At 71.1% G+C, this 19675-nt stretch carries 23 protein-coding genes; 11 read left to right on the forward strand and 12 right to left on the reverse strand.

Features of this window, described 5'->3' with window-relative positions; all coding sequences use genetic code 11:
- Position 1: 1 nt before the first annotated feature.
- Together speB and ACZ48X_RS08845 are read right to left on the reverse strand one after the other, a co-directional pair.
- Entirely contained in the window at positions 2-823 is an 822-nt protein-coding gene (speB, locus tag ACZ48X_RS08840) for an agmatinase (protein ID WP_336352447.1), read from the reverse strand.
- A 13-nt stretch (positions 824-836) separates the two neighbouring features.
- On the reverse strand, positions 837-1214 hold the full coding sequence (locus ACZ48X_RS08845) for a translation initiation factor IF-5A (RefSeq protein WP_336352448.1): 378 nt from the start codon (positions 1212-1214) through the stop codon (positions 837-839).
- A 137-nt stretch (positions 1215-1351) separates the two neighbouring features.
- On the opposite strand from ACZ48X_RS08845, the gene ACZ48X_RS08850 reads away from it, so the two are divergent.
- Positions 1352-1660: a hypothetical protein gene (locus tag ACZ48X_RS08850; RefSeq protein WP_336352449.1), complete on the forward strand. Its 309-nt coding sequence runs from the start codon at positions 1352-1354 to the stop codon at positions 1658-1660.
- A 19-nt stretch (positions 1661-1679) separates the two neighbouring features.
- Here the strand turns inward: ACZ48X_RS08850 and ACZ48X_RS08855 are convergent, their stop codons facing one another.
- From ACZ48X_RS08855 to ACZ48X_RS08870, 4 genes are all read right to left on the reverse strand, one after another.
- The gene (locus ACZ48X_RS08855) at positions 1680-2834 is read right to left on the reverse strand and encodes an outer membrane protein assembly factor BamB family protein (RefSeq protein WP_336352450.1); all 1155 of its coding nucleotides are present in this window, start codon (positions 2832-2834) and stop codon (positions 1680-1682) included.
- On the reverse strand, positions 2831-3814 hold the full coding sequence (locus tag ACZ48X_RS08860) for a M48 family metallopeptidase (RefSeq protein ID WP_336352451.1): 984 nt from the start codon (positions 3812-3814) through the stop codon (positions 2831-2833). Before ACZ48X_RS08860 ends, ACZ48X_RS08855 begins: the two co-directional genes overlap by 4 nt.
- Positions 3815-4076: 262 nt before the next feature.
- Positions 4077-5741, reverse strand: a complete 1665-nt coding sequence (locus ACZ48X_RS08865; RefSeq protein ID WP_336352481.1) for an AarF/ABC1/UbiB kinase family protein — start codon at positions 5739-5741, stop codon at positions 4077-4079.
- A gap of 16 nt (positions 5742-5757) precedes the next feature.
- Positions 5758-6114 (reverse strand): Hsp20/alpha crystallin family protein, encoded by a 357-nt coding sequence (locus tag ACZ48X_RS08870; RefSeq protein WP_336352452.1) that lies wholly within the window; start codon positions 6112-6114, stop codon positions 5758-5760.
- A gap of 270 nt (positions 6115-6384) precedes the next feature.
- Between ACZ48X_RS08870 and ACZ48X_RS08875 the strand changes: the two genes are divergently transcribed.
- A complete protein-coding gene (locus tag ACZ48X_RS08875) occupies positions 6385-6564 on the forward strand; it encodes an FmdB family zinc ribbon protein (protein WP_336352453.1) in 180 nt (59 codons plus the stop codon).
- Positions 6565-6631: 67 nt separating this feature from the next.
- Here ACZ48X_RS08875 and ACZ48X_RS08880 read toward each other — a convergent pair whose 3' ends face one another.
- From ACZ48X_RS08880 to ACZ48X_RS08890, 3 genes are all read right to left on the reverse strand, one after another.
- Positions 6632-7318, reverse strand: coding sequence for an HAD family hydrolase (locus ACZ48X_RS08880; RefSeq protein ID WP_336352454.1), 687 nt, complete (start codon positions 7316-7318; stop codon positions 6632-6634).
- A 65-nt stretch (positions 7319-7383) separates the two neighbouring features.
- The gene (gene lwrS, locus ACZ48X_RS08885) at positions 7384-7764 is read right to left on the reverse strand and encodes an LWR-salt protein (RefSeq protein ID WP_336352455.1); all 381 of its coding nucleotides are present in this window, start codon (positions 7762-7764) and stop codon (positions 7384-7386) included.
- Between the two features lie 10 nt (positions 7765-7774).
- Positions 7775-8053 (reverse strand): 4a-hydroxytetrahydrobiopterin dehydratase, encoded by a 279-nt coding sequence (locus ACZ48X_RS08890; protein ID WP_336352456.1) that lies wholly within the window; start codon positions 8051-8053, stop codon positions 7775-7777.
- A gap of 115 nt (positions 8054-8168) precedes the next feature.
- On the opposite strand from ACZ48X_RS08890, the gene ACZ48X_RS08895 reads away from it, so the two are divergent.
- The 4 genes from ACZ48X_RS08895 to ACZ48X_RS08910 are packed head-to-tail and all read left to right on the forward strand — an operon-like array spanning position 8169 to position 11405.
- Entirely contained in the window at positions 8169-9038 is an 870-nt protein-coding gene (locus tag ACZ48X_RS08895) for a DUF4129 domain-containing protein (protein ID WP_336352457.1), read from the forward strand.
- Positions 9035-9592, forward strand: a complete 558-nt coding sequence (locus ACZ48X_RS08900; RefSeq protein WP_336352458.1) for a DUF7269 family protein — start codon at positions 9035-9037, stop codon at positions 9590-9592. Before ACZ48X_RS08895 ends, ACZ48X_RS08900 begins: the two co-directional genes overlap by 4 nt.
- Positions 9589-10893, forward strand: coding sequence for a DUF58 domain-containing protein (locus ACZ48X_RS08905; RefSeq protein ID WP_336352459.1), 1305 nt, complete (start codon positions 9589-9591; stop codon positions 10891-10893). Before ACZ48X_RS08900 ends, ACZ48X_RS08905 begins: the two co-directional genes overlap by 4 nt.
- Complete coding sequence (locus tag ACZ48X_RS08910; protein WP_336352460.1) at positions 10890-11405, forward strand: DUF7519 family protein; 516 nt, start codon at positions 10890-10892, stop codon at positions 11403-11405. Before ACZ48X_RS08905 ends, ACZ48X_RS08910 begins: the two co-directional genes overlap by 4 nt.
- A gap of 9 nt (positions 11406-11414) precedes the next feature.
- On the opposite strand, the gene uppS is transcribed toward ACZ48X_RS08910, so the two are convergent.
- Positions 11415-12335, reverse strand: coding sequence for a polyprenyl diphosphate synthase (uppS, locus tag ACZ48X_RS08915; RefSeq protein WP_336352461.1), 921 nt, complete (start codon positions 12333-12335; stop codon positions 11415-11417).
- A 230-nt stretch (positions 12336-12565) separates the two neighbouring features.
- On the opposite strand from uppS, the gene ACZ48X_RS08920 reads away from it, so the two are divergent.
- Both ACZ48X_RS08920 and ACZ48X_RS08925 read left to right on the forward strand, forming a co-directional pair.
- Positions 12566-12760, forward strand: a complete 195-nt coding sequence (locus ACZ48X_RS08920) for a cold-shock protein (protein ID WP_227133609.1) — start codon at positions 12566-12568, stop codon at positions 12758-12760.
- 240 nt (positions 12761-13000) lie between these two features.
- Entirely contained in the window at positions 13001-13408 is a 408-nt protein-coding gene (locus ACZ48X_RS08925; RefSeq protein ID WP_336352462.1) for a DUF5778 family protein, read from the forward strand.
- Between the two features lie 57 nt (positions 13409-13465).
- Here the strand turns inward: ACZ48X_RS08925 and ACZ48X_RS08930 are convergent, their stop codons facing one another.
- Complete coding sequence (locus ACZ48X_RS08930; RefSeq protein WP_336352463.1) at positions 13466-14893, reverse strand: outer membrane protein assembly factor BamB family protein; 1428 nt, start codon at positions 14891-14893, stop codon at positions 13466-13468.
- An 83-nt stretch (positions 14894-14976) separates the two neighbouring features.
- Here ACZ48X_RS08930 and ahbB point away from each other — a divergent pair, with 83 nt between their 5' ends.
- From ahbB to hemA, 3 genes are read left to right on the forward strand one after another with little or no spacing between them, the layout of a single operon-like run.
- Positions 14977-16122: a siroheme decarboxylase subunit beta gene (gene ahbB, locus ACZ48X_RS08935; RefSeq protein WP_336352464.1), complete on the forward strand. Its 1146-nt coding sequence runs from the start codon at positions 14977-14979 to the stop codon at positions 16120-16122.
- A 34-nt stretch (positions 16123-16156) separates the two neighbouring features.
- Positions 16157-16807 carry a precorrin-2 dehydrogenase/sirohydrochlorin ferrochelatase family protein gene (locus tag ACZ48X_RS08940; protein ID WP_336352465.1) on the forward strand — a complete coding sequence of 217 codons (651 nt, stop codon included), beginning with the start codon at positions 16157-16159 and terminating at the stop codon, positions 16805-16807.
- On the forward strand, positions 16807-18135 hold the full coding sequence (gene hemA / locus ACZ48X_RS08945) for a glutamyl-tRNA reductase (protein ID WP_379762992.1): 1329 nt from the start codon (positions 16807-16809) through the stop codon (positions 18133-18135). Before ACZ48X_RS08940 ends, hemA begins: the two co-directional genes overlap by 1 nt.
- Before the next feature lie 38 nt (positions 18136-18173).
- Here hemA and ACZ48X_RS08950 read toward each other — a convergent pair whose 3' ends face one another.
- On the reverse strand, positions 18174-19646 hold the full coding sequence (locus ACZ48X_RS08950) for a PQQ-dependent sugar dehydrogenase (RefSeq protein WP_336352466.1): 1473 nt from the start codon (positions 19644-19646) through the stop codon (positions 18174-18176).
- Positions 19647-19675: the final 29 nt, after the last annotated feature.

Consider the following 19675-nt stretch of genomic DNA (forward strand, 5'->3'; position numbering starts at 1 on the left):
CTCACGCGTCCTCGGCGACGCGAGCGGCCTCGTGGACGAACGCACGCAGGAGTTTCGCGCCGAGGACGGCCGCCTGGCCGTCGTCGCGGTCGTTCACCTCGACGACGTCGAACCCCGCAACCTGTCCGGTCGCCGCGACCGCACGCACCACGTCCCGGCACTCGCGGCTCGTCAACCCGAACGGCTCCGGCGTCCCCGTCCCCGGCGCGAACGCCGGGTCCGCCGCGTCGACGTCCACCGACAGGTACACCGACGCGTCCGCGTCGAACGACGGCTCCCACGCCGGAACCGCCTCCGGCGGGACGACCTCGACGTCGCCCTCGCTCGCGCGCTCGTACTCCGCCTCGCTCCCCGCACGCGCCCCGAGCACGACCGCGCGGTCCGCGACGTCGAGCGCGTGCCGCGTCACCGTCGCGTGACTCAGTTCGTTCCCGTCGAAGTCCTCCTTCAGGTCCAGATGCGCGTCCAGGCACACGAACACGTCCGGGTCGACCGCGCGAACGCCCGCGACCGAGACGGTGTGCTCGCCACCGACGACGAGCGGGACCGCATCCGCCCACACGACGTCGGTACACACGCCTTCGAGGTACTCGAGGTACTCGCCGGCGTCGTCCCACGCGCGAACGTCGCCGTGGTCGGCGACGCTACAATCGGAGAAGTGCGTGCCGGTCGCGTGGTCGTAATCGTCGAACCCGCGCGCGTACCGGCGGACGCGGTCCGGACCGAATCGCGTCCCGGGCTGGAAGGACGTCGACGCGTCCAGTGGCGCGCCGACGACGACGAACGCCGCGTCCTCGCGGTCGACGCCCGCACCCGGGAACATCCTCGACCCGCCCTCAGAGGATCTTCCGCTGGCCTTCGAACTCGAGGAACTCGATCTCGTCGTCGGGGTCGAGTTCCTGCTCCTCGGGGACCTTCATCGAGAACGTGTCGTACGTCTCCAGGTCCATGACCTGCACGACCGTCGCGGACTCCACGGAGACGACCTGGCCCTGTTTCCGTTCGATGATCGGGACCCAGCACTTCTGGTCGACCGGCTGACTCATCGAGCGCTTCTTCCCGTCGAAGACGCCGACGGCTTCGACGCGCGCCTTCGCGCTGCCGTGCTTCCCGGGCTTTGCGGTCGAGTACGCGTTGATCTTACAGGGAGCGTCGTCCAGCATGACGTACGAGCCCTCCTGAAGGTCGCGAACTTCCTGCTGCTGCGTAGCCATGCACGGCCGTTCTTCCCACGTGGCTATAAACGGTTTGGAACGCTACGACGCCCACTGCGAGTCCGTTCGCCGACGCGGGAATCCCCTGGCGGCCTGCCAGCAGGCGTCAAGTGGGAGATATATCGGTGGGCGGTGTCGTGACTCGCATTGACACCACCACGATGCACACGACGGACGGCCTCGACCGAGCGGTCGCGAAGATCTACTACGACGACGACCAGCCCGTGCAGGTCGACGCCGCGTTCATCATCGAGGACTGGCCGTGGGTCGTCGGGTTCGACCAGGTCGGCACCGACGACCACGACTACGTCTCCATCCCGAGCGAGCGCGTCGTCGGCGTCATGAGCCCCCAGTATACGCAGTTCTCGCAGAACGGCCGGCGCGTCACCGCGTACGGCATCGACGACCGAGAGGTCGAGGAGTACGCCGCGTTCCTCCCGCTGTAGACGCGACCCGAGTGGCGTTTCAGCGTCGCCGTCCGACCAGCAGGCCGGGGTCCGCAACCACCAAGCGGTCCTCGAACGCACCGACCAGTTCCTGCTCGGGGAACCGTCGTCGCCAGCGGACCGCCCCGTCCGTGGCGGCCAGTTCGTGCGTCTTCCCGTCGGTGGGAACGACCACCGAATCGGCGGTGTGCACGGGTGGTCCGGACACCTTCGGGACACCGAGCGGCGAGTCCTGCTCGGCCGGGAACCGCCATCTGACGCGCCGCTCCGCGACGTCGACCGCGTACAGGACTCCCGCCGAGACCACGTACACGTCGCCGCGGTTCGTGGGGACGACCGCATCGTGCGGGGTCGGCACGCCGAAAGACAGGGGTTCACCGGACGTTGCGTCGAACGCGGTCATCGCTGGTTCGACGTCGAATTCGGGCACGGGGGGCTCGTGGACGAAGACGGCGTTCTCGACCATCTCGACCGTGGCACTCGCCGCGAACCGTGCGTCGGTCCGCCAGCGTTCCGCGCCGTCGGGAGCGATCGCGACGACCCGCTGCGCCGTTTCTCCAGTGAGGACCGCGCACCCGTCGGCGGACGCCGCGACGCCCAAACCGTAGACCCGCTCCCACGGATACGCCACGGAGAAGCGCCTCCCTCCACCCTTCTCGAGAGCGACGAGCCCGTCGTGGGTCACAACGTAGGTGGTCTCGGGGCCCTCCGCGACCGCGTTGACGTCAATTTCGAAGCGCCCTCGACGCACGACGTCCGTCCCGTCGATGGCGAACAACTCGTCGTGGACCGCGTCCGTCCCGTTCGTGTCGGTGACGGGCTCGTCATCGACCAGCAGTCGTTCGCCCTCGGTCGTGAAGTACAGCACCTCGTCACCGAGTATCGCCGCACCCGCGGAATCCTCGGTGTAAACGTCCATCTGTGCTCGACCGGTGGCGGCGTCGAGCACGTTGACGTACGAGGCGCCCTCAACGGTGTCGCCGATTCCGCTGGTGGATAATAACACGAGGTCCCCCGCGGCGCTGGTGTTGTTCCTGGTTTCAGTCTGCCGCCAGACCGGGTCCCCGGCTGCTTCGCGGTAACCACATCCGGCGACGGCGGTCGTCGCAGCGGTTCCGAGAACGCCGAGGACGTGCCGGCGCGTTGTACGCGTGGAGCGGTCGTCCCGGTTCATCGAGCCCCCTCGAGCGCCCGGATGCGGGCGACGCGTTCGCTCGTCGGTGGTTGCAGGCCGAGTCGTATCCCAGCCTGGGCGTCCTCCGAGGACACGGCGCCGAGCGATTCGAGGAACGGCGCGTCCCGCTCGTCGCCGTCGGCGACGGGCACGACGGTGAACGCGTCGAGGAAGGGATGACTGTCGCCGTCGCCATCCGCCTCGTCGAGGGTCTCGAGCGCGTCAGCGAGCGCCGCGTAGTCGTCGACGATGGCCCCGGCAGCGGTGTCGGCGACGTATTCCCTGTACCGCGAGAACGACCGGTAGAACACGGTTCGGACGCCGAGGAACGCCGGCAGGAAGCACAGCGCCACGGGAAGGTACACGATGGTGACTGCGCGACGCACGACCGGGTGCTCGGACACACCGAACCCGATCATGAGTTCCGCGGTGCGGCCGGCGACCGCGGGCACGGCGAGCGGCCGAAGGACGGAGAGGACGGCGACGGTCGCGGCCGTCGCTGGATGGTCGGCGTTGCGCTGATGGGCGAGTTCGTGCGCGAGCACCGCGTCGAGTTCGTCGTCGTCGAGGACCGCCAGCAGGTCCTCGCTGACGACGAGCGTCTGGGTTCGCGGGTCGGCACCGACGGTGAAGGCGGTGGCAGTATCGACGTCGATGGTCGCGACCGCCGGTGCGTCCACGCCCACGTCGCTCGCGAGCGCCGTCACGCGGTCGACCAGCGTGGGTCGGTCCTCGCGAGTAACTCGCGTGGGCTCGACGGCGTCCATCACGGCGCGGACGCGGAGTCGGTACCCGTAGCCGGCGCACCCGAGGAACGTCACCGCGAACGCGGCCGCCGCCCACGGTTCCACGTACAGCTCGCCGTACAGGCGTGGGCCGCCGAGCGACCGATGGACGTCGAAGCCGATCGCGTTGACCACGAACAGGGCCCCGTAGAGCGTGAGGAGTGGGAACGCGACGACGAACGCGAGGACAAACACGAGGCGACGTCGCAGCCCCCGATAGCTCACCGTCACCCCGACCCCTCCTTTCGACGAACGAACACCATATTTCAAACGTTCAACTATAAGGGGGTAAGTTCGGCGGGATGCGAGCGTCCACACCAGCCGGCGAGTCCGCCGACCAAACGTCATGCACGACGGCCGAACCGCCCCGCGAGTCGACCCCCCTGCACGTGGAGATGGACCGCGCAATCGTCAGGTCCACGTGCCGCGCTCAGTCGTTCCCCCGCCCGTGCCGCGCTCAGTCGTTCCCGCGGCGTTTCTTCATCTCCTGGCGCGTGAACTGCGGGCTCGCGCGGATACCCTTCTTCGAGCGGAACGACCGCCACAGGAAGAACGCGCCGGCGAGCCCGATGACGCCCGACACCGCGGTCGCGTAGTAGTCTCCGCCCGCGTACAGGTACGCCGTCGACAGGAGACTGAACCCGAACACGAGCCCGGAGACGAGTCGGCGTGCGAGCTTGTCGATGACGCCCTTGTCGTCACCGAGTTCGACCTGGACGGTGAGGTTCCCGCGCTGGGCGGTGTCGAGCGTGTCCTCGAGCTTCGGGGGGACGCGCACGAGCGACCGCGCTGCATCTTGAACCTGGTCGCCGGCGTCCGCGATGAACTGGCGGGCCGTCTCCTCGCGGTACCCCTGCTCGGTGAGGTACGTCGTCGCCGTCTCGATGAAGTCGAACGACGGGTCGAGCGTGACGCAGACGCCCTCGACGACCGTTGCGACACGCAGGACGAGCGCGAGGTTCGGCGGGAGTCTGAACGGGAACTCGTAGATGGAGTCCTCTATCTGGCCGATTATCTGCTGGACGCGGTACTGCTCGATGTCCTCGCCCCTGGCGTCCGCGATGGCGAGCTCCATCACGTCACCCATCACGTCCCGGTTCGCCTCCGGACTCAGCGTCCCGATGGCGACCAGCGAGTCGAGGATCGCGTCGATGTCCTGGTTCGCGACCGCGACGTAGAACTCCACGATCTTCTCCTGGACGAACTCGTTCACGCGCCCGCTCATCCCGAAGTCGTAGAACACGATGGCGCCGTCGTCGAGCACCGCCAGATTACCGGGGTGCGGGTCGGCGTGGAAGACGCCGTCGTCGATGATCATCTGGAGGTACGCGCGCTGGAGGGTCTCCGCGACGCGCTCGCGGTCGATACCCTTCTCGTCGAGCGCGTCGACGTCGTTGATCTTCGTGCCGGGGAGGTACTCCATCGTGAGGACGCGCGGCCCCGAGTGCGAGTCGACGACCGCCGGGATGCGTATCTCGTCGCTCTCGGCGAAGTTCAGCTTGATCTCCTCGAGCATCCGCGCCTCGCGCTCGTAGTCCATCTCCTCGCGGATGGTCTTCGCGAACTCGTCGGCGAGGTTCTCGAGACTGAACGCTTGCGCGTCACCGACGAAGTAGAGGAGGATGGGGAGACTCCACCGGATGACCCGCAAGTCGGCTTCGACGAGGTCCTCGACGCCGGGGCGACGGACCTTCACGGCGACGTCGTCGCCGTTCACGGTCGCCTTGTACACCTGGCCGAGGCTCGCACCGCTGATGGGGTCGGTGTCGAACTCCGCGAACGCGTCCTCGACGGGGCCGACCTCCGCCTCGAGCACCTGCTTGGCCTCCGCCCAGTCCGCGGGCGGGACGTCGTCCTGGAGCGACGACAGCACGTCGATGTACGCGGGCGGGAGGACGTCAGGCCTGGTCGAGAGGAGCTGGCCGAGTTTGATGAACGTCGGGCCGAGCTTCAGGAGCGAGTCGAGCAGTCGCTCGGCGCGGTCGATCTGCGTCGCCTCGTCGACCTGTCGCCTGCTACCGATGACGAGGTAGCGTCGGCGGTCGCGAGCGTACGCGAGCAGGAGCGGCAGGAATTGGCGTGCGACGACGAGGAATCGCCAGTACGCCCGTAGGTTGACCAGCCTTTCTCACCTCGAGTCAGGCGTCCCGGATCTCGATGCGGGTCTCGTCGGTCGACGTGCGCTTCGGGATGGAGAGTTCGAGGACGCCACGGGATATCTCGGCGTCGGCGGCCTCGGGGTTGGCGTCCGGTGGGAGCGGGAGGTCGACGTCGAGGAACAGCGAGCGGTCCTCGCGCTCGTACCGGAACTCGGCGGGGACGTCCTTCTCGCGTCGCGCTTCGATGGAGACGCGGCCGTCGCGTGCGACGACGTCGAGCGTGTCGGCGGTGACGCCGGGGAGGTCGACGACGAGCAGGTAGCCGTCGTCGCTCTCGAGGAGGTCAGCGAACACGGCGTCGGGAAGGTCTGCGAACGCCTCTCGGAGCGCGGACATGGACGGCCGTAGGTGCCCTGGGTCGAAAAACCCACGGGTAGCGGTTCGACAACGACTCGCACGACCGTGGGTCGGTCGCGGTGGCGTCCGCTCGCGGCGCGGTGGTCGAACGGTTGCCGTCACCGCCCCCCAGCGACGTGATCCCCGGTTCCGCGCGCTGGCGGCGTAATCAGCGGTTTCGTGCGCGTAACCAGGTCGTACCGCCCGTGAACTGGCGTGACCGGTCGTCGGGGCTTAAGTCACGGCCCGTGGTAGGTGCGAACGATACTCATGTCACTCGTCGACAGGCTCAAGGGGCTGTTCGGGCGCGAGGAGCGAACGTACGAGTACTGGTGTCCGAACTGCGAGGAGACGTTCGAGTCACCGAAGGCGGACATGTCGAGCGTGCACTGTCCGGAATGCGGGGAGACGCGAGTGCGAGCGTCCGCGATGGCGGACCCAGTCACGTAAGCAGCGCTGCCGCGAGCGTCCCCGTCGAGAGCAGCCGTCGGGCCGTCGTCGACCAGCGCGCTCGCGGTCACTCGTCGAACGCGGGGAGGTGACTCGTGGCGTCGCGAGCCGCCGCGGCGTCGACGCCGTCGAGCGCGCCGAAGTGCGGGACGCGGTGGTCGCCACGTACGCAGTGCCCGCGGCGGTCCGCGCCGTGGCGTTCGACGTGGATGGCGTCCAGACCAGCGTTCCACGCGGCGCCGACGTCGTTGCTGCCGTCGCCGGCGAGCACTCCAACGTCCTCGGCGTCGACGCCGAGACCCGCTCGTGCGAGGTCGACGGGCGCGGGGTCGGGCTTCCAGCCGGTGTCGTCGTCGCAGCAGACGACGACGTCGAACCAGTCCGCGACGTCGAGGTGCTCGAGGACGGGGTCGGCGAGGAACCGCTGGCAGTGCGTCACGAGCCCGACCGGCCGGTCGAGGTCGCCCACGAAGGTGGCGTCGTCGTGGAGGAACGTGTGCTCGGCGCGCGCTCGTGGGTCCTCCTCCGCGTGGAACGCCGGCCAGAACGCCTCCGGGTCGACGCCCCACGCCTGCAACTGTCGATTGCGCGCGCCGGTGAGGCCGTGCCAGAGCACGTACGCCTCGCGGTCGCTGAACCGCCGGCCGACGCGGTCGCCGACGCGGTCGAAGACGTCGCGCGTGTACGCCCACTCCGCGTCGACGAGCGTCCCGTCGAGGTCGAACAGCCAGAAGTCGTACGAGTCGGCGACCATCGGGAGGCGATTCTAGGACCGCCAGTCGCTAAGTGTCTTCGGGAGGCCTGAGATGCGACCGCACGCTACGCCTGGGGGTCCTCGACGACGTCGATGCTGCTCCCGAGGTACTTCGAGACGACCTCGTCGACCGAGTCGGCGTTGAACGCGGCGAGGTCGGCGGCGATGGCGTCGCGGAGCGCGTCCACGTACGCCTGGTCCGCGCGCAGACTCCGGAACTCGACGTCGTCGACGGGCACGCCGAGGGCGTCCTCGGCGAGCCAGCGCGCGTGCTCGCGGTCGTTCACCTCGCCGCGCCAGAGGTTGTCGCGGAAGAACAGCCAGCCGTCGTCGCCGGGTTCGGCCGCGGGCCGACGGAGCACCGTCCGGAACTCGTTCGGACGCACCCAGACGTCGGCCGACGGCGCCAGGTGGAACGACACCCGGAACACGTACTGGGCGGGCATCCGTCTCCCCTTACGCGGTCTCGTTGTTCAGTATCTCAGCCATCTCGAGGTCCTTCTCCGTGATACCGCCCGCCTCGTGGCTGGTGACGCGCACCTCCACCTCCTTGTACCGGATGCGGATCTCGGGGTGGTGGTACTGCGCTTCGGCGATCTCGCCGGTCAACTGCGCGAAGTTCACGCCCTTCATGTAGTCGTCGAACTCGAACGTCCGAACGATCTCGTCCTCGTCTATCGACCAGCCCTCCGGGAGTCGCTCCTCGACCTCGTCGTCTGCCAGGACGTCTGCCATGCGCCACCAATCGAGTGCGGGCGGCATAATCATTGGGGCGGGCGCTCGCCGTCGCGTTTGCTGGCCTGGAAAACACCGGGGGTGGTTTAGGGTGCTGGTTGACGAACGACGAGGTATGCTTCGGACGCGGACGGTCCTCGGTGCGGTCCTCCTCGTGGTGGCGTTCGGTCTCGCCGCCGGGTCGCTGCCGTCCTCCGGCGGGGCGCCCGCGCCGACCAGTGGTGACGGGTCGGGCGACACCTCGGCCGCAGGTGGGGCGGTACGCGACGCCGGCGTCGAGGAGTCGGTCGAGAATCCGGTGTCGAGTGCGACGCGCGACCGGTTGCTCGCGGCGGTCGTCGCGCTGGCGTTCGCGGTCGGGTACGCGCTCGCGCCACGGCACCGCCGCACCATCGCGGTCGCGGCGGGCGTGGTCGCGGTCGCGGCGGCGAGCGACGCGTGGCTCCGGCCCGCGGCGGTGAGCGGGCTGCTATCGGTGGTTGGGGATGCGACGGCGACCGCGGTCGGTGGCCCGCTCGGCGTCGCGCTCGCGGTCGTGCTCGCGCTGGCCGTGACCGCGGGCGTCTGGCTGGCGTTCGGTCGCGACGACGGCGAGCGGCGCCCGGCGGACGCCACCGACGACGACGCCGGCCGCGGCGGCGAGCCTGGAGCGCGGCCGCGTGACGTGGACGTGCATCCGGCGAGCCGGGACGCGTCGGACGAGGTGACTCGTGCGTGGCAGCGCGTCGTCGCGTCGGTGACGACGCCGGCGCCCGGTGCGCGGACGCCCCGCGAGTTCGTCCGCGCCGCCAGCGACGACGGCGTCGACGCGAGCGCGTTCGCGCGACTCACCGAGTTGTTCGAACGCGTCCGCTACGGCGACGCCGACTCGGACCGCGAGGCCGAGCGTGCACGGTCGCTCGCCGCGCGAGCGGTCGAGGACGCGGGAGTGGCGGACGACGCGTCGAACGGCGACGGTCGCGAGCGCGGCGGTGGTGACGCGTGAACCGGGCGCTGTTCGCGGTGGGTGCGGCCTGCGTCGCGGTCGGCGTGGCGCGCCTCGCGGGCGTCGTCGGTCCCGTCCTCCCGGGCGGTGCGTACGGGTTCCTCGCGGTCGCGGTGCTCGCGGTCGTCGTCGCCGGCGTCACGCTCTACCGGGACGCAACCGACGACGACTCGCCCGAACGCGCCGCGCCGCCCGAACGGTCGCGGCCGCGGCGTCCCGGTGCGGCGGCGGCGCGGGCGATAGCCGACCTGCGCGTGGTCGGGCGACGCGCGGACGCCGACGACGGCCGGCGGGAACTCCACGACCGCCTGGAGTCGCTCGCGGTGGACGTCCTCGTCGCGAAACGCGACGTCGACGCATCGACTGCCAGGGACCAGCTCGCCTCGGGTGCGTGGACCGACGACCCGACGGCGGCGGCGTGCTTCGTCGACGGCCCGATACCGCCGCTGTCGGCGCGCGACCAGTTCGCGGCGCTCCGGTCGGGCGACCCGCCGTACGCCAGACGCGTCCGCCGGGCGCTCGCCGAACTCGACCGCGTGGAGGGCGACGCATGACCGACGGCGCTGGACTCGGTGCTGGACTCGACGCGACCCGGACCGGCCGATACCGGGGGGCGCTCGCGGTGGCCGCGGTCGTCGCCGCGCTCGGCGCGCTCGCCGGCACGCCCGTCCTCCTGGTCGCCGCGGTCGTCGTCGCGGTCGTCCCCGCGCTCGGACGCGCCAGCGAACCGCCCGAACCGGACGTCGTCGTCGACCGCGTCGTCCGTCCGCCGGACCCGGCCCCAGGCGAGACGGCGACGGTCGAGTTCGCGGCGAGGAACGCGGGCGACGCGCGCCTCGCCGACGTCCGCGTCGTCGACGCACCGCCAGACGGCGTCGACGTCGTCGACGGCAGTCGCGCGCTCGCCGCCGCACTCGCACCCGACGAATCGGCGACGGCGACGTACGAGGTCGCGGTCCCCGCAGGCGAGCACGCGTTCGACGACCCGTTCGTCGCGGTCCACGACGCGACCGGGAGCGTCGCGGTCACTGGCCGCGTCACCGTCGACGAGACGACGGTCGCGTCGACCGCACCGCTGCCAGACGTGGAGGCGGTCACCGTCGCCCCGCCCGCGAGCGGCCGCCCCGGTCGTCGCCCGAGCGACGACGCCGGCGACGGCATCTCGTTCGACTCGCTCCGCGAGTACCGCCGCGGCGACCCGGCGGCGCGCGTCGACTGGCGGCGGTACGCCCGCACCGGCGACCTCGCGACCGTCAGGTACCGCGAGCGACGCGCGCCGACCGTGATGCTCCTCGTCGACGCCCGCGAGCGAGCGCACCTCGCAGCCGCCGCGGACGCCGAGGACGCGGAGACCGCCGAGAGCGCCATCCGCCGCGGGGTCACGGCGGCGCGTCGCATCGTCGGTGGGTTCGACCTCGCGCACGTCGGCGTCGTCGCGCTCGCACCCGAGTACCCGACGCTCGACCCGGGCGTCGGCCGCGAGCACGCCCACCGCCTGCGTGCGTTCCTCGACGCCGTCCCCGGCGTCGCCGGTGCGCCCGAACCGCTCGACGCTGACGGGCGCGACCTCGCCGCCGGCGTCCGCGCGCGCCTCCCTCGGAATGCACAAGTGTGTCTCTGCACGCCCGCGTGCGACGACGCGGTCGTCGACGCCGCGACGCACCTCGCCGCCGCCGGCCACGACGTCGGCGTCTGCAGTCCCGACCCGACCGCGCGCACCGACGCCGGCGGGCGCCTCGCCGCGCTCGAACGCCGCGCGCGCCTCCGCGCACTGCGTCGACGCGGAATCACCGTCGTCGACTGGGGCGACGAACCGCTCGCGACCGCATTCGACCGCTCAGGGTGGACGACGTGACTCGCGACGACCCCACGGCTGCCGGCATACCACCGGGAGCGATCGCGACGCGCCCGGGCGGGGTACTCGCGGTCGGCGCAGACGCGCTCGCGGTCGCGATAGCCGCCACCGCCGCGTGGACGACCGTCGTCGCCGCCGTCGGCGCGGTCGCACACGCCACCGGCGTCCTCCAGGACCGCCCGCTGGCGCGCCGCGGTGGCTCGCTCACCTTGCTGGCCGCGACGCTCGCAGGCACCCTCACCGGGCTCGGCGACGTCGCCGTCCTCGCCGGCACCGTCCTCGTCGTCGTCGCGTACGACGCCGGCGAACGAACCGTCTCCCTCCACGCACACGCCCCAGACACCGTGACGTGGGCGCTCGAAGCGCGCCGGACCGCGTGGACGCTCAGCGTCTGCACCGTCGCCGCACTCGCCGCAACGCTTCTGGCGACGGTTCCGACGACCGCGACCCCCGGCGGCGCGGCGCTCGCGCTCGCCGGCGGCGTCCTCGTCGCACTCTCACTGCGCGATTGAAAGAACGGATCAGTCCGCGGGCTCGGTCGTCGCGACGTCCTCCGCGTCCGCGCGCTCGCGTCGCGGGAGCGCGTCACGGAACCGGTCGACGACCTGCCGCGCCTCCTCCAGTTCCGCGTTCCCGAACGCGCGAACGAGCGCGAGCGCCCGGCGAGCCCTCGTCCGCCGCCAGGACTGCTCGCGGTTCTCGTACGTCCTGATCGCGCGCAGGAAGTCCACCTTCGAGAACTCCGGCCAGTACGGCGCGCAGAAGAACACCGCCGCCTCGTTCCCGTTCGCGTGCCACGGCAGGAAGTTCGACGTCCGCTCGTCCCCGCCGGTGCGGATGATGAGGTCGACGTCCCGCACCGGACAGTCGTAGAGGCGGTCCTCGACGGTCGCGACGTCCACGTCGCTCGCATCGAGCTCGCCAGCGGCGACGTCGTCGACGACGCCACGCGCGGCGTGCAGGAGTTCGTTCCGGCCGCCGTACGCGAGCGCGACGTTCAACACGAACCGGTCGTACTCGCGCGTCCGCTCCTCGGCGTACCGCGCCGCCGACCGCACGCGCTCGGGGAGCATCCCGTGGTCGCCGATGACGCGCACGCACACCTCGTTGTCGTGGACGCTCTCCGCGTCCGCGAACTCGCGGAGTTTCTCCGCGAGCAGGTCGAACAACGGCTCGAGTTCCTCGTCGGGGCGGTCGAAGTTCTCCGTCGAGAACGCGTACAGCGTCAGCTCCTCGACGCCGAGGTCCTGGCACCACGACAGGACGTCCTCGGTCGTCTGCGCGCCAGCCCGATGCCCGTCCGGCGCGTCACCGCCGCGTTGTCGGGCGTACCGACGGTTCCCGTCCTGGATGACGGCGACGTGCGTCGGCGACCCCGATATCTCACGGCGGAGCAGGTGCTCGTATCCCGCTCGAACGCGTTCGCGAAGCCACCCTCGCATCTAGTAGCATCCTATTCGACCGCGGATATGTGTCTTCTGCTTGCAGCCGACGCCGCCCGGCCCTGCCACCGCCTCGCAAGGCCGCCTTTGATTCGAATCACGGGGTTGCCCCGCCATCGAGGCCCGTGCGACCGCCCGGAACGACCCCTTACCGGCGTCTCCCGCCCGAAACAGCCGGTCGCGCGCTATCGGACAAATTTATATGCCAGGCCGTGCTCCGTTCGACTGCAATGGCGAAAGGCGAGGTTGACTTCTTCAACGACACTGGTGGCTACGGTTTCATCGATACTGACGAATCCGACGAGGACGTGTTCTTCCACATGGAAGACATCGGCGGTCCGGACCTCGAGGAGGGGCAGGAGGTCGAGTTCGACATCGTGCAGGCCGACAAGGGCCCGCGCGCCGAGAACCTCGAGCGCCTCTAAGTCGGTTCACCACCAGTTGCGGTAGCGGTTCCGGGCGGCGGCGGTAATCTCGTCTCCTCTCGCGAAGCGGACTACGGTTATTTTCGACGCCCCGAGCGCCTCGCGCTCGCCGGGCGTCCCGGTCCTCACGGTCGATAGCCGCGGCGTTGGCGTCGGTGGCGACCGGGACGTCCGCGTCCGTTCCGTCGCGGCGGCGCGGAATCGTGACACGTTTACTCGGCGGTCGAGAAGCGTGACGGTATGAGTGAGACGCTCGACGACGACCTCTATCGGCGGACGAAGGCGCTACTGGAACCGGGCGACGTGGACCTGAACGGCGTCGTCGTCCACACCGAGTTCGACGGGCAGGCGGACGTCCAGATGATGCAGGCGACGCTCGACGCCGCGGACGTCATCGCCGAACACAGCGGGCACGACCCGAACGACGTCTACGTCGAGAGCGGGAACGACGACCCGAACTTCTCCTCGAACCAGCACCAGGGCCTCACCATCGACGACGAGGAGTTCGTGTGGGAGTGCCAGCAGCTCCTCCGCCAGGGGAGCTTCGACATCGTCATGTACTATCTCGCCGAGGCCGACCACGACGCCATCGTCGCCGGCATCGAGGACCTCGGGTTCGACGCGACGGGCGTCCGCGGCGACGAGTAAGGGGCCGGCGCCTTCTCGATTCCACTCGCGACCGTCCGGCGAGCGGCGCGTCCCGGTTCAGTGCAGCCGTCGGAGCGTCGCGTCCGACGACGTCGAGAACACCGCGCCGGCACCGAGCGCGGCGAGTTCGGGCCCGTCGGTGCCGACGCGCCACGCGAGATCGCCGCCCGCGGCGTCGAACGCGTACAGCGCGCGTTCCTCGGTCGACGCGTCCCCGTCGCCGTCGCCGGTGACGTAGACGGTCGAGCCGTCGGCGAGCGTGCGCCCGCTGAGGCGGCCGGGGGCGCGCGTCCGCCAGCGCTCGTCGCCGGTGTCGCGGTCGAACGCCCACAGCGTGCTCGAGACGTCCGCGGCGGCGTCGCCGCGGGTCGGCGGGTCGCTCTCGGCGACGACGACGAGTTCGGGGCCGACGACGGGGTTCGTGGTCGCGAACCGCTCGACGCCGTCCCCGATCTGTTGGCTCCAGACGACCGCGCCGGTCTCGGCGTCGAGCGCCACGACCCGGCTCCGCAGGCCCTCGAGGAACTGGTCGCCCGCGTCGGGGCGGCTCTGGACGACGTAGACGCGGTCGCCGCGGACCGCGGGCGCGAACTGGCGGACGACCCCGCCATAGCCGTCGAGGTCGTGCAGCCACGCGCGCTCGCCGGTCCCGCGCTCTATCGCCGCGACCTTCGAGCGGGACGCGGCGTAGACGCGGTCGGCGTCGACGCTCGCGACAGGCGGACGGACGTCGGTGCGGTTCCCGGGGAGGACGCCGCGGTCAGCGGTCCACTCGACTGCCCCGGTGTCGAGGTCGTGGCTCGTGAGGACGGGTTCGCTGGCGTCGCGGACGCCGAACGTGAGCACGAGACCGTCGCGAACGGTCGGCATCGGCGCGACGCGGTCGCGCGTCCACCGCACGTCGCCGGTGTCGCGGTCGAGTACCGCGACCTCCTCGAGACAGCCGGCGACGACGGCGCCGTCGGTGACGGCGACCGCGAGCGGCGGGTCGACGCCGTACCCGCTGCCGACGTCGACGCGCGTCCGCCAGCGGACGCGGGAGCGGTCGAGGTCGACGGCGAGCACCTCGAGGCGGTCCCCCGAACTCGGCGGGACGACGTCGTTCTCCGCGTACGCGTCGCTCTCGACGGCGCGCGCGGCGTACGCGACGCCGTCCGCGACCGCCGGGAACAGGAGGTACGGCGCCTCGACCGTGCTCTCGAACGGGTAGGCGTCGACGGACCCGGGCGCGTCCTCGGGACCGCTCGTGCTCGCGCGCCACCCCGCCCGTTGCGGGCCGCCCATGAATCCCGGCCACGCGAGGTCGCTTCGCGGGAGCGGCGAGCGGAACGCGTCGAGACAGCCGGCGGTCGCGCCACCGGCCGCGACGGCGGTGGCACCCGCCAGCGACCGGAGGACGCGTCTGCGCGAGGTCGCGGGCGAACTAGTGGAGGGCATCGCGTCGCCCGTCTCCCGCCAGCGGTACGTATCTTGTCCCTGCGGCACGGCAGGGGGCGACGAGGGCCGGGTTTTCACGGTCTCGGAAGACCCGCGTTCCTTATACGCTCGCGGACCCGAGCGCCTAGCAAATGGGACGGGGAGACGTCGATTACGAGCTGGACGACGTGGACCGGGCGGTCGTGAACGCGTTCCAGGGCGGGTTCCCCGTCGTGGAGCGGCCGTTCGAGTCGGCGGCGGCGGCGTTGCGCGAGCGCGCCATCGACATCGACGGTGACGGGTTACTGGAGCGCGTGCGGACGCTCGACGACGAAGGGGTGCTGTCGCGGTTCGGGCCGCTCGTCAATGCACAGGAGATCGGTGGGGCGGCGACGCTCGTCGCGATGCACGCGCCCGAGGAGCGGTTCGAGGAGGTCGTGGAGGCGGTGAACGCGCATCGGGAGGTCGCGCACAACTACGAGCGCGAGCATCCGCACTTGAACGTGTGGTTCGTCGTGAGCGTGGCGGACCCCGAGCGCGTCGACGAGGTGCTCGCGGCCATCGAGGACGAGACCGGCCAGGAGACGTACAACCTCCCGAAGCAGACGGAGTTCCGCGTGGAGGCGAAGTTCCTCGTCGACGGCCCCGTTCCCGAGGGCGACGTCGACCTGTCCAGTCTGGGGCCGAGTCCGGCGCCGTCGGGGCGGTCGACGTTGACGCCCGAGGAGCGCGACCTCGTGCTCGAAGTGCAAGGAGGACTACCAGTAACGTCGACGCCGTATCGCGACGTCGCGGACGCGCTCGGCGCCGAGGTCGAGTGGGTGCTGGAGACGCTCCGTCGGTTCGAGGTCGAGGGGAAGATCCGACGCGTTGGCGTGGTGCCGAACCACTACGCGCTCGGGTACACGGAGAACGGGATGACGGTGTGGGACGTCCCGGACGACCTCGTCGACGAGGTCGGGCCCGCGGTCGCGAGTCTCGATTTCGTCACGCACTGCTACGAGCGGCCGCGTCACGAGGGCGTGTGGCCGTACAACTTCTTCGCGATGACCCACGGACGCAGCGAGGAAGAGAGCGCCGAGCGCGTCGAGCAGGTCCGCGACGTCATGAGCGAGTACTGGGACGTCGAGGACGACGACTGGGACACGTTGTTCTCGACGCGCATCCTGAAGAAGACCGGTATCCGGCTGGACGAGCGCGCGGACGCGAACACCGACGCCGAAGTCACCAACGCCGACGCCACCGACGCCGACGCGTCGAACGACGAGGAGACGGCACCGACGGACGCGTCGAGGTGACGACGATGAGACCGCGCTCGCAGGAGGTGCGTCGATGATACCGCTCTACCACGACTTCACGGGGGAACGCGTGCTCGTCGTCGGCGGTGGGTCGGTGGGTGCGCGGAAGGCGCGGCGGTTCGCGACCGAGGCCGACGTCGTCGTGGTGTCGCCGGGGTTCGCGGACGCGGACTTCGGTGGCGCCGAGCGCGTCCGGAGCGAGGTCGTGCCCGACGACGTCCCCGGGTGGTTCGACCGCGTCGACCCGGCGCTGGCGGTGGCGGCGACCGACGACGCGGCGGTGAACGCGCGCGTCGAGAGCGAGGCCAGCGCGCGCGACGTGCTCGTGAATCGAACGGACACGCACGGCGAGCGCGACCCCGGGAGCGTCGTCGTGCCGGCGACGGTCCGGGACGACCCCGTGGTCGTCTCCGTCGCGACCGGCGGCGCCAGTCCCGCGCTCTCGAAGTACCTCCGGGAGCGCATCGAGGACGACATCGCTGGTGCGGGCGCGATGGCCGAGCTCACGGGCGCGCTGCGGGACGACCTCCAGGGTCGCGGCGTCGACCCCGAGCGGCGTCGGGATGTGGTACGTGCCGTCGTGCGGTCGCCGGACGTTTGGACAACTTTACGTACCGGTAACGCCAAGCCACGACAACTGATTGACGACGTCCTCGCGGACGTCGCACCCGAACTCGTCAAATAATGAAGGATACAGGCGTCATCACGGGCGTTCGCGTCACTCACAGCACCGGGAGCGTCGACGACGTCGCCGCGGCGAGTACGCGCGAGCCCGCTGCGGTGCTCGGGACGCTCGCGGCGACCGACGGCGTCGAGGAGGCGTTCGTCCTCCAGACGTGCAACCGGGCGGAAGCGTACGTCGTGACGGGCGACGTCGGCACGGGGAAGGCGGCGCTCGCGGAGTACGGCGCTGACGCGAGCGACGAGGCGCGCATCGAGATGGGCCACGAGGAGAGCCTCGAACACCTCCTGCGGGTTGCGTCGGGCCTGGATTCGCTCGTCCTCGGCGAGGACCAGGTGCTCGGGCAGGTCCGGGACGCCCTGGAGACCGCTCAGCAGGTCGGGACGGCTTCGGACGTCCTGGAGGACGCGGTCCTGAAGGCAGTGCACGTCGGCGAGCGTGCGCGGACGGAGACGGACGTGAACGAGGGCGTCGTCTCGCTCGGGTCGGCGGCGGCCGAGCGCGTCGCCGCGGAGCGCGAACTGGAGGGCGCGACCGCGCTGGTCGTCGGCGCCGGCGAGATGGGGCTGCTGGCGGCGCGGGCGCTCGCGGACCGCGGCGTCGGCCGGCTCGTCGTCGCGAACCGAACGGTCGCGAACGCCGAGCACGTCGTCGACGAACTGGACGTGCCGACCGAGCCCGTGCCGCTGTCGGCGGTCGACACGGTCGTCTCTCGCGTGGACGTGGTCTTGTCGGCGACGTCGAGCGACGACCTCGTCGTGGACGCGAGCGCACTCGCGGACGCGGGCGACGTGACGGTCGTCGACCTCGCGCAACCCCGGGACGTCGACCCGGCGGCGGGCGACATCGAGTCGGTGACGGTGTACGACCTGGACGCGCTCGAGGACGTCACCGAGGAGACCCGCGAGAACCGCCGGGAGGCCGCCGCGGCCGTCGAGCGCATCGTGGACGCGGAGCTCGCGAACCTCCTCGAGCAGTTCAAGCGCCAGCGCGCGGACGAGGTCATCGCGGCGATGTACGAGTCCGCCGAACGCATGAAGGCTCGCGAGGTCGAGACGGCGTTGTCGAAGCTCGACCTGGACGACGAGGAGGCAGCGGTCGTGGAGTCGATGGCTGACGCGCTCGTCTCCCAGCTCCTGTCGGCGCCGACGAAGAGCCTCCGGGACGCGGCCGCGGAGGACGACTGGTCGACGATCAACACCGCACTGCAGTTGTTCGACCCGGACTTCGAGGCCGAGGGCATGCCGCCGGCGGTCGCGGCGATGCTCGCGGAGAGCGACGACGGGACGGCGAGCGAGTCGCCGCTCGGCGCGTTCACGGACGACGACTGAATCGACGGGGCGGTTCGGTGACGGTGCGTGGTTCGTTCTCAGTGACGCCTGAGTCGTCGAGCGGCGGCCCCGCCGAGGCCGGCGAACGCCGCGAGGACGCCGAATCCGGGGGTGGCGCCGTTCCCCTGGCCGCCGCTCCCGCTGCCGCCGCCGTCGCCGGTCGTCGGCGCGGGCGGGGTGCCGGAGAGCGCGGTCGTGACGCTGCTCGCGACCGACGCGGTGGTGTCCGTGGGGTCGCGGTCGGCGGCGTCGGCTGGCGCGAACTTCGAGAGTCGGCCGCTCGAGCCGCCGGGGCCGCTGTTGCCGTCGGTGGCGACGTAGAGTTCGCCGTCGTGGTCGCGGCCGAACGCGAGCACGAACCGCTCGATGCCGCCGCCGGGGGCGACCGCGAGGTCCTCGCGCGTCCAGTCGTCGCCGCTGGGGTCGGCGAGGAAGAGCCGCTGGCGCCAGTCCGCGAACACGTACTTTCCGTCGAGCGCGGGGACCGCGCTCCCGCGGTAGACGTGGCCGCCGACGACCGCGATGCCGACGTCGTGACTGTACTCGAGGACGGGGTCGACGAGCGGGTCGCCGTCGGGCGTCTCCGTCGGGCAGTCGTCGGCGTCGTAACAGTGCCGGCCCTCGCGGACGTTCCACCCGTAATTGGCGCCCGCCTCGATGACGTTCACCTCCTCCCAGCGGTTCTGGCCGACGTCCGCGGCGACGAGTCGGTCGTCGTCGAAGGAGAGCCGCCACGGGTTCCGGAGGCCCCACGCGTACTGCTCGGCGAGCGCGTCGCGGCCGACGAGCGGGTTGTCGTCGGGTATCCCGTACGGTTTCCCGTCGGTCCGCGAGTCCGGGTCGATGCGGAGGATGCTCCCCAGCAGGTTCTCGGTGACGTCCTGGCCGTTCCCGCCGGCGTTCGCGTCGTACCAGTCGTCGACGTGCCCGGTGCCGCGGTCGCCGCTCCCGCCGCCGTCGCCGACCGCAACGTAGAGGTGGTCGTCGGGGCCGAACGCGAGGTCGCCGGCGTTGTGATTCCCCTGCGGTTGCGGTATCTCGAGGAGCGTGCGTTCGTCGTCGACCGCGAGCGCGCCGTCGCCGGTGACGGGGACCTCGTCGAGGACGAACGTGTGCGAGTAGTTCTCCGGCGTCCCGCTGCGGCGCGGGGCGCTGTACCGGACGTACGCACGAGACCCGTCGGGGTGGAATTCGAGCCCCAGGAAGCCCTGCTCGGTGTACCCGCCACCGATGGAGACCATGCGGTCGCGGAGGTCCGCGACCGCCGTGGGGCCGTCGTCGTCGACGCGGTACGCGCGCCCGGGCTGGTCGACGACGTACGGACGGTCGTCGCCGGGGCGGAACGAGACCGCGACCGGGGCCGCGAACCCGTCGGCTACCGTCTCGAGCGAGACGATTGCGTCCGCGTCGCCGCCGTCGGTACCGCCGAGGTCGAGGTCGAGACAGCCGGCGAGCGCGCTCGCGCTCGCACCGACGCTCGCGAGCACGTCGCGCCTGCGCGGGAGGGACATACAGCCCGCTAGGGACGCGTGCTACTTAG

The organism is Halorubellus litoreus (assembly GCF_055378595.1).

Coding starts and splice junctions, on each gene's coding strand:
- speB (WP_336352447.1), bottom strand. CDS start 823: ATGTTCCCGGGTGCGGGCGTCGACCGCGAGGACGCGGCGTTCGTCGTC.
- ACZ48X_RS08845 (WP_336352448.1), bottom strand. CDS start 1,214: ATGGCTACGCAGCAGCAGGAAGTTCGCGACCTTCAGGAGGGCTCGTAC.
- ACZ48X_RS08855 (WP_336352450.1), bottom strand. CDS start 2,834: ATGAACCGGGACGACCGCTCCACGCGTACAACGCGCCGGCACGTCCTC.
- ACZ48X_RS08870 (WP_336352452.1), bottom strand. CDS start 6,114: ATGTCCGCGCTCCGAGAGGCGTTCGCAGACCTTCCCGACGCCGTGTTC.
- ACZ48X_RS08875 (WP_336352453.1), top strand. CDS start 6,385: ATGTCACTCGTCGACAGGCTCAAGGGGCTGTTCGGGCGCGAGGAGCGA.
- ACZ48X_RS08880 (WP_336352454.1), bottom strand. CDS start 7,318: ATGGTCGCCGACTCGTACGACTTCTGGCTGTTCGACCTCGACGGGACG.
- lwrS (WP_336352455.1), bottom strand. CDS start 7,764: ATGCCCGCCCAGTACGTGTTCCGGGTGTCGTTCCACCTGGCGCCGTCG.
- ACZ48X_RS08890 (WP_336352456.1), bottom strand. CDS start 8,053: ATGGCAGACGTCCTGGCAGACGACGAGGTCGAGGAGCGACTCCCGGAG.
- ACZ48X_RS08895 (WP_336352457.1), top strand. CDS start 8,169: ATGCTTCGGACGCGGACGGTCCTCGGTGCGGTCCTCCTCGTGGTGGCG.
- ACZ48X_RS08905 (WP_336352459.1), top strand. CDS start 9,589: ATGACCGACGGCGCTGGACTCGGTGCTGGACTCGACGCGACCCGGACC.
- uppS (WP_336352461.1), bottom strand. CDS start 12,335: ATGCGAGGGTGGCTTCGCGAACGCGTTCGAGCGGGATACGAGCACCTG.
- ACZ48X_RS08920 (WP_227133609.1), top strand. CDS start 12,566: ATGGCGAAAGGCGAGGTTGACTTCTTCAACGACACTGGTGGCTACGGT.
- ACZ48X_RS08925 (WP_336352462.1), top strand. CDS start 13,001: ATGAGTGAGACGCTCGACGACGACCTCTATCGGCGGACGAAGGCGCTA.
- ahbB (WP_336352464.1), top strand. CDS start 14,977: ATGGGACGGGGAGACGTCGATTACGAGCTGGACGACGTGGACCGGGCG.
- ACZ48X_RS08940 (WP_336352465.1), top strand. CDS start 16,157: ATGATACCGCTCTACCACGACTTCACGGGGGAACGCGTGCTCGTCGTC.
- hemA (WP_379762992.1), top strand. CDS start 16,807: ATGAAGGATACAGGCGTCATCACGGGCGTTCGCGTCACTCACAGCACC.
- ACZ48X_RS08950 (WP_336352466.1), bottom strand. CDS start 19,646: ATGTCCCTCCCGCGCAGGCGCGACGTGCTCGCGAGCGTCGGTGCGAGC.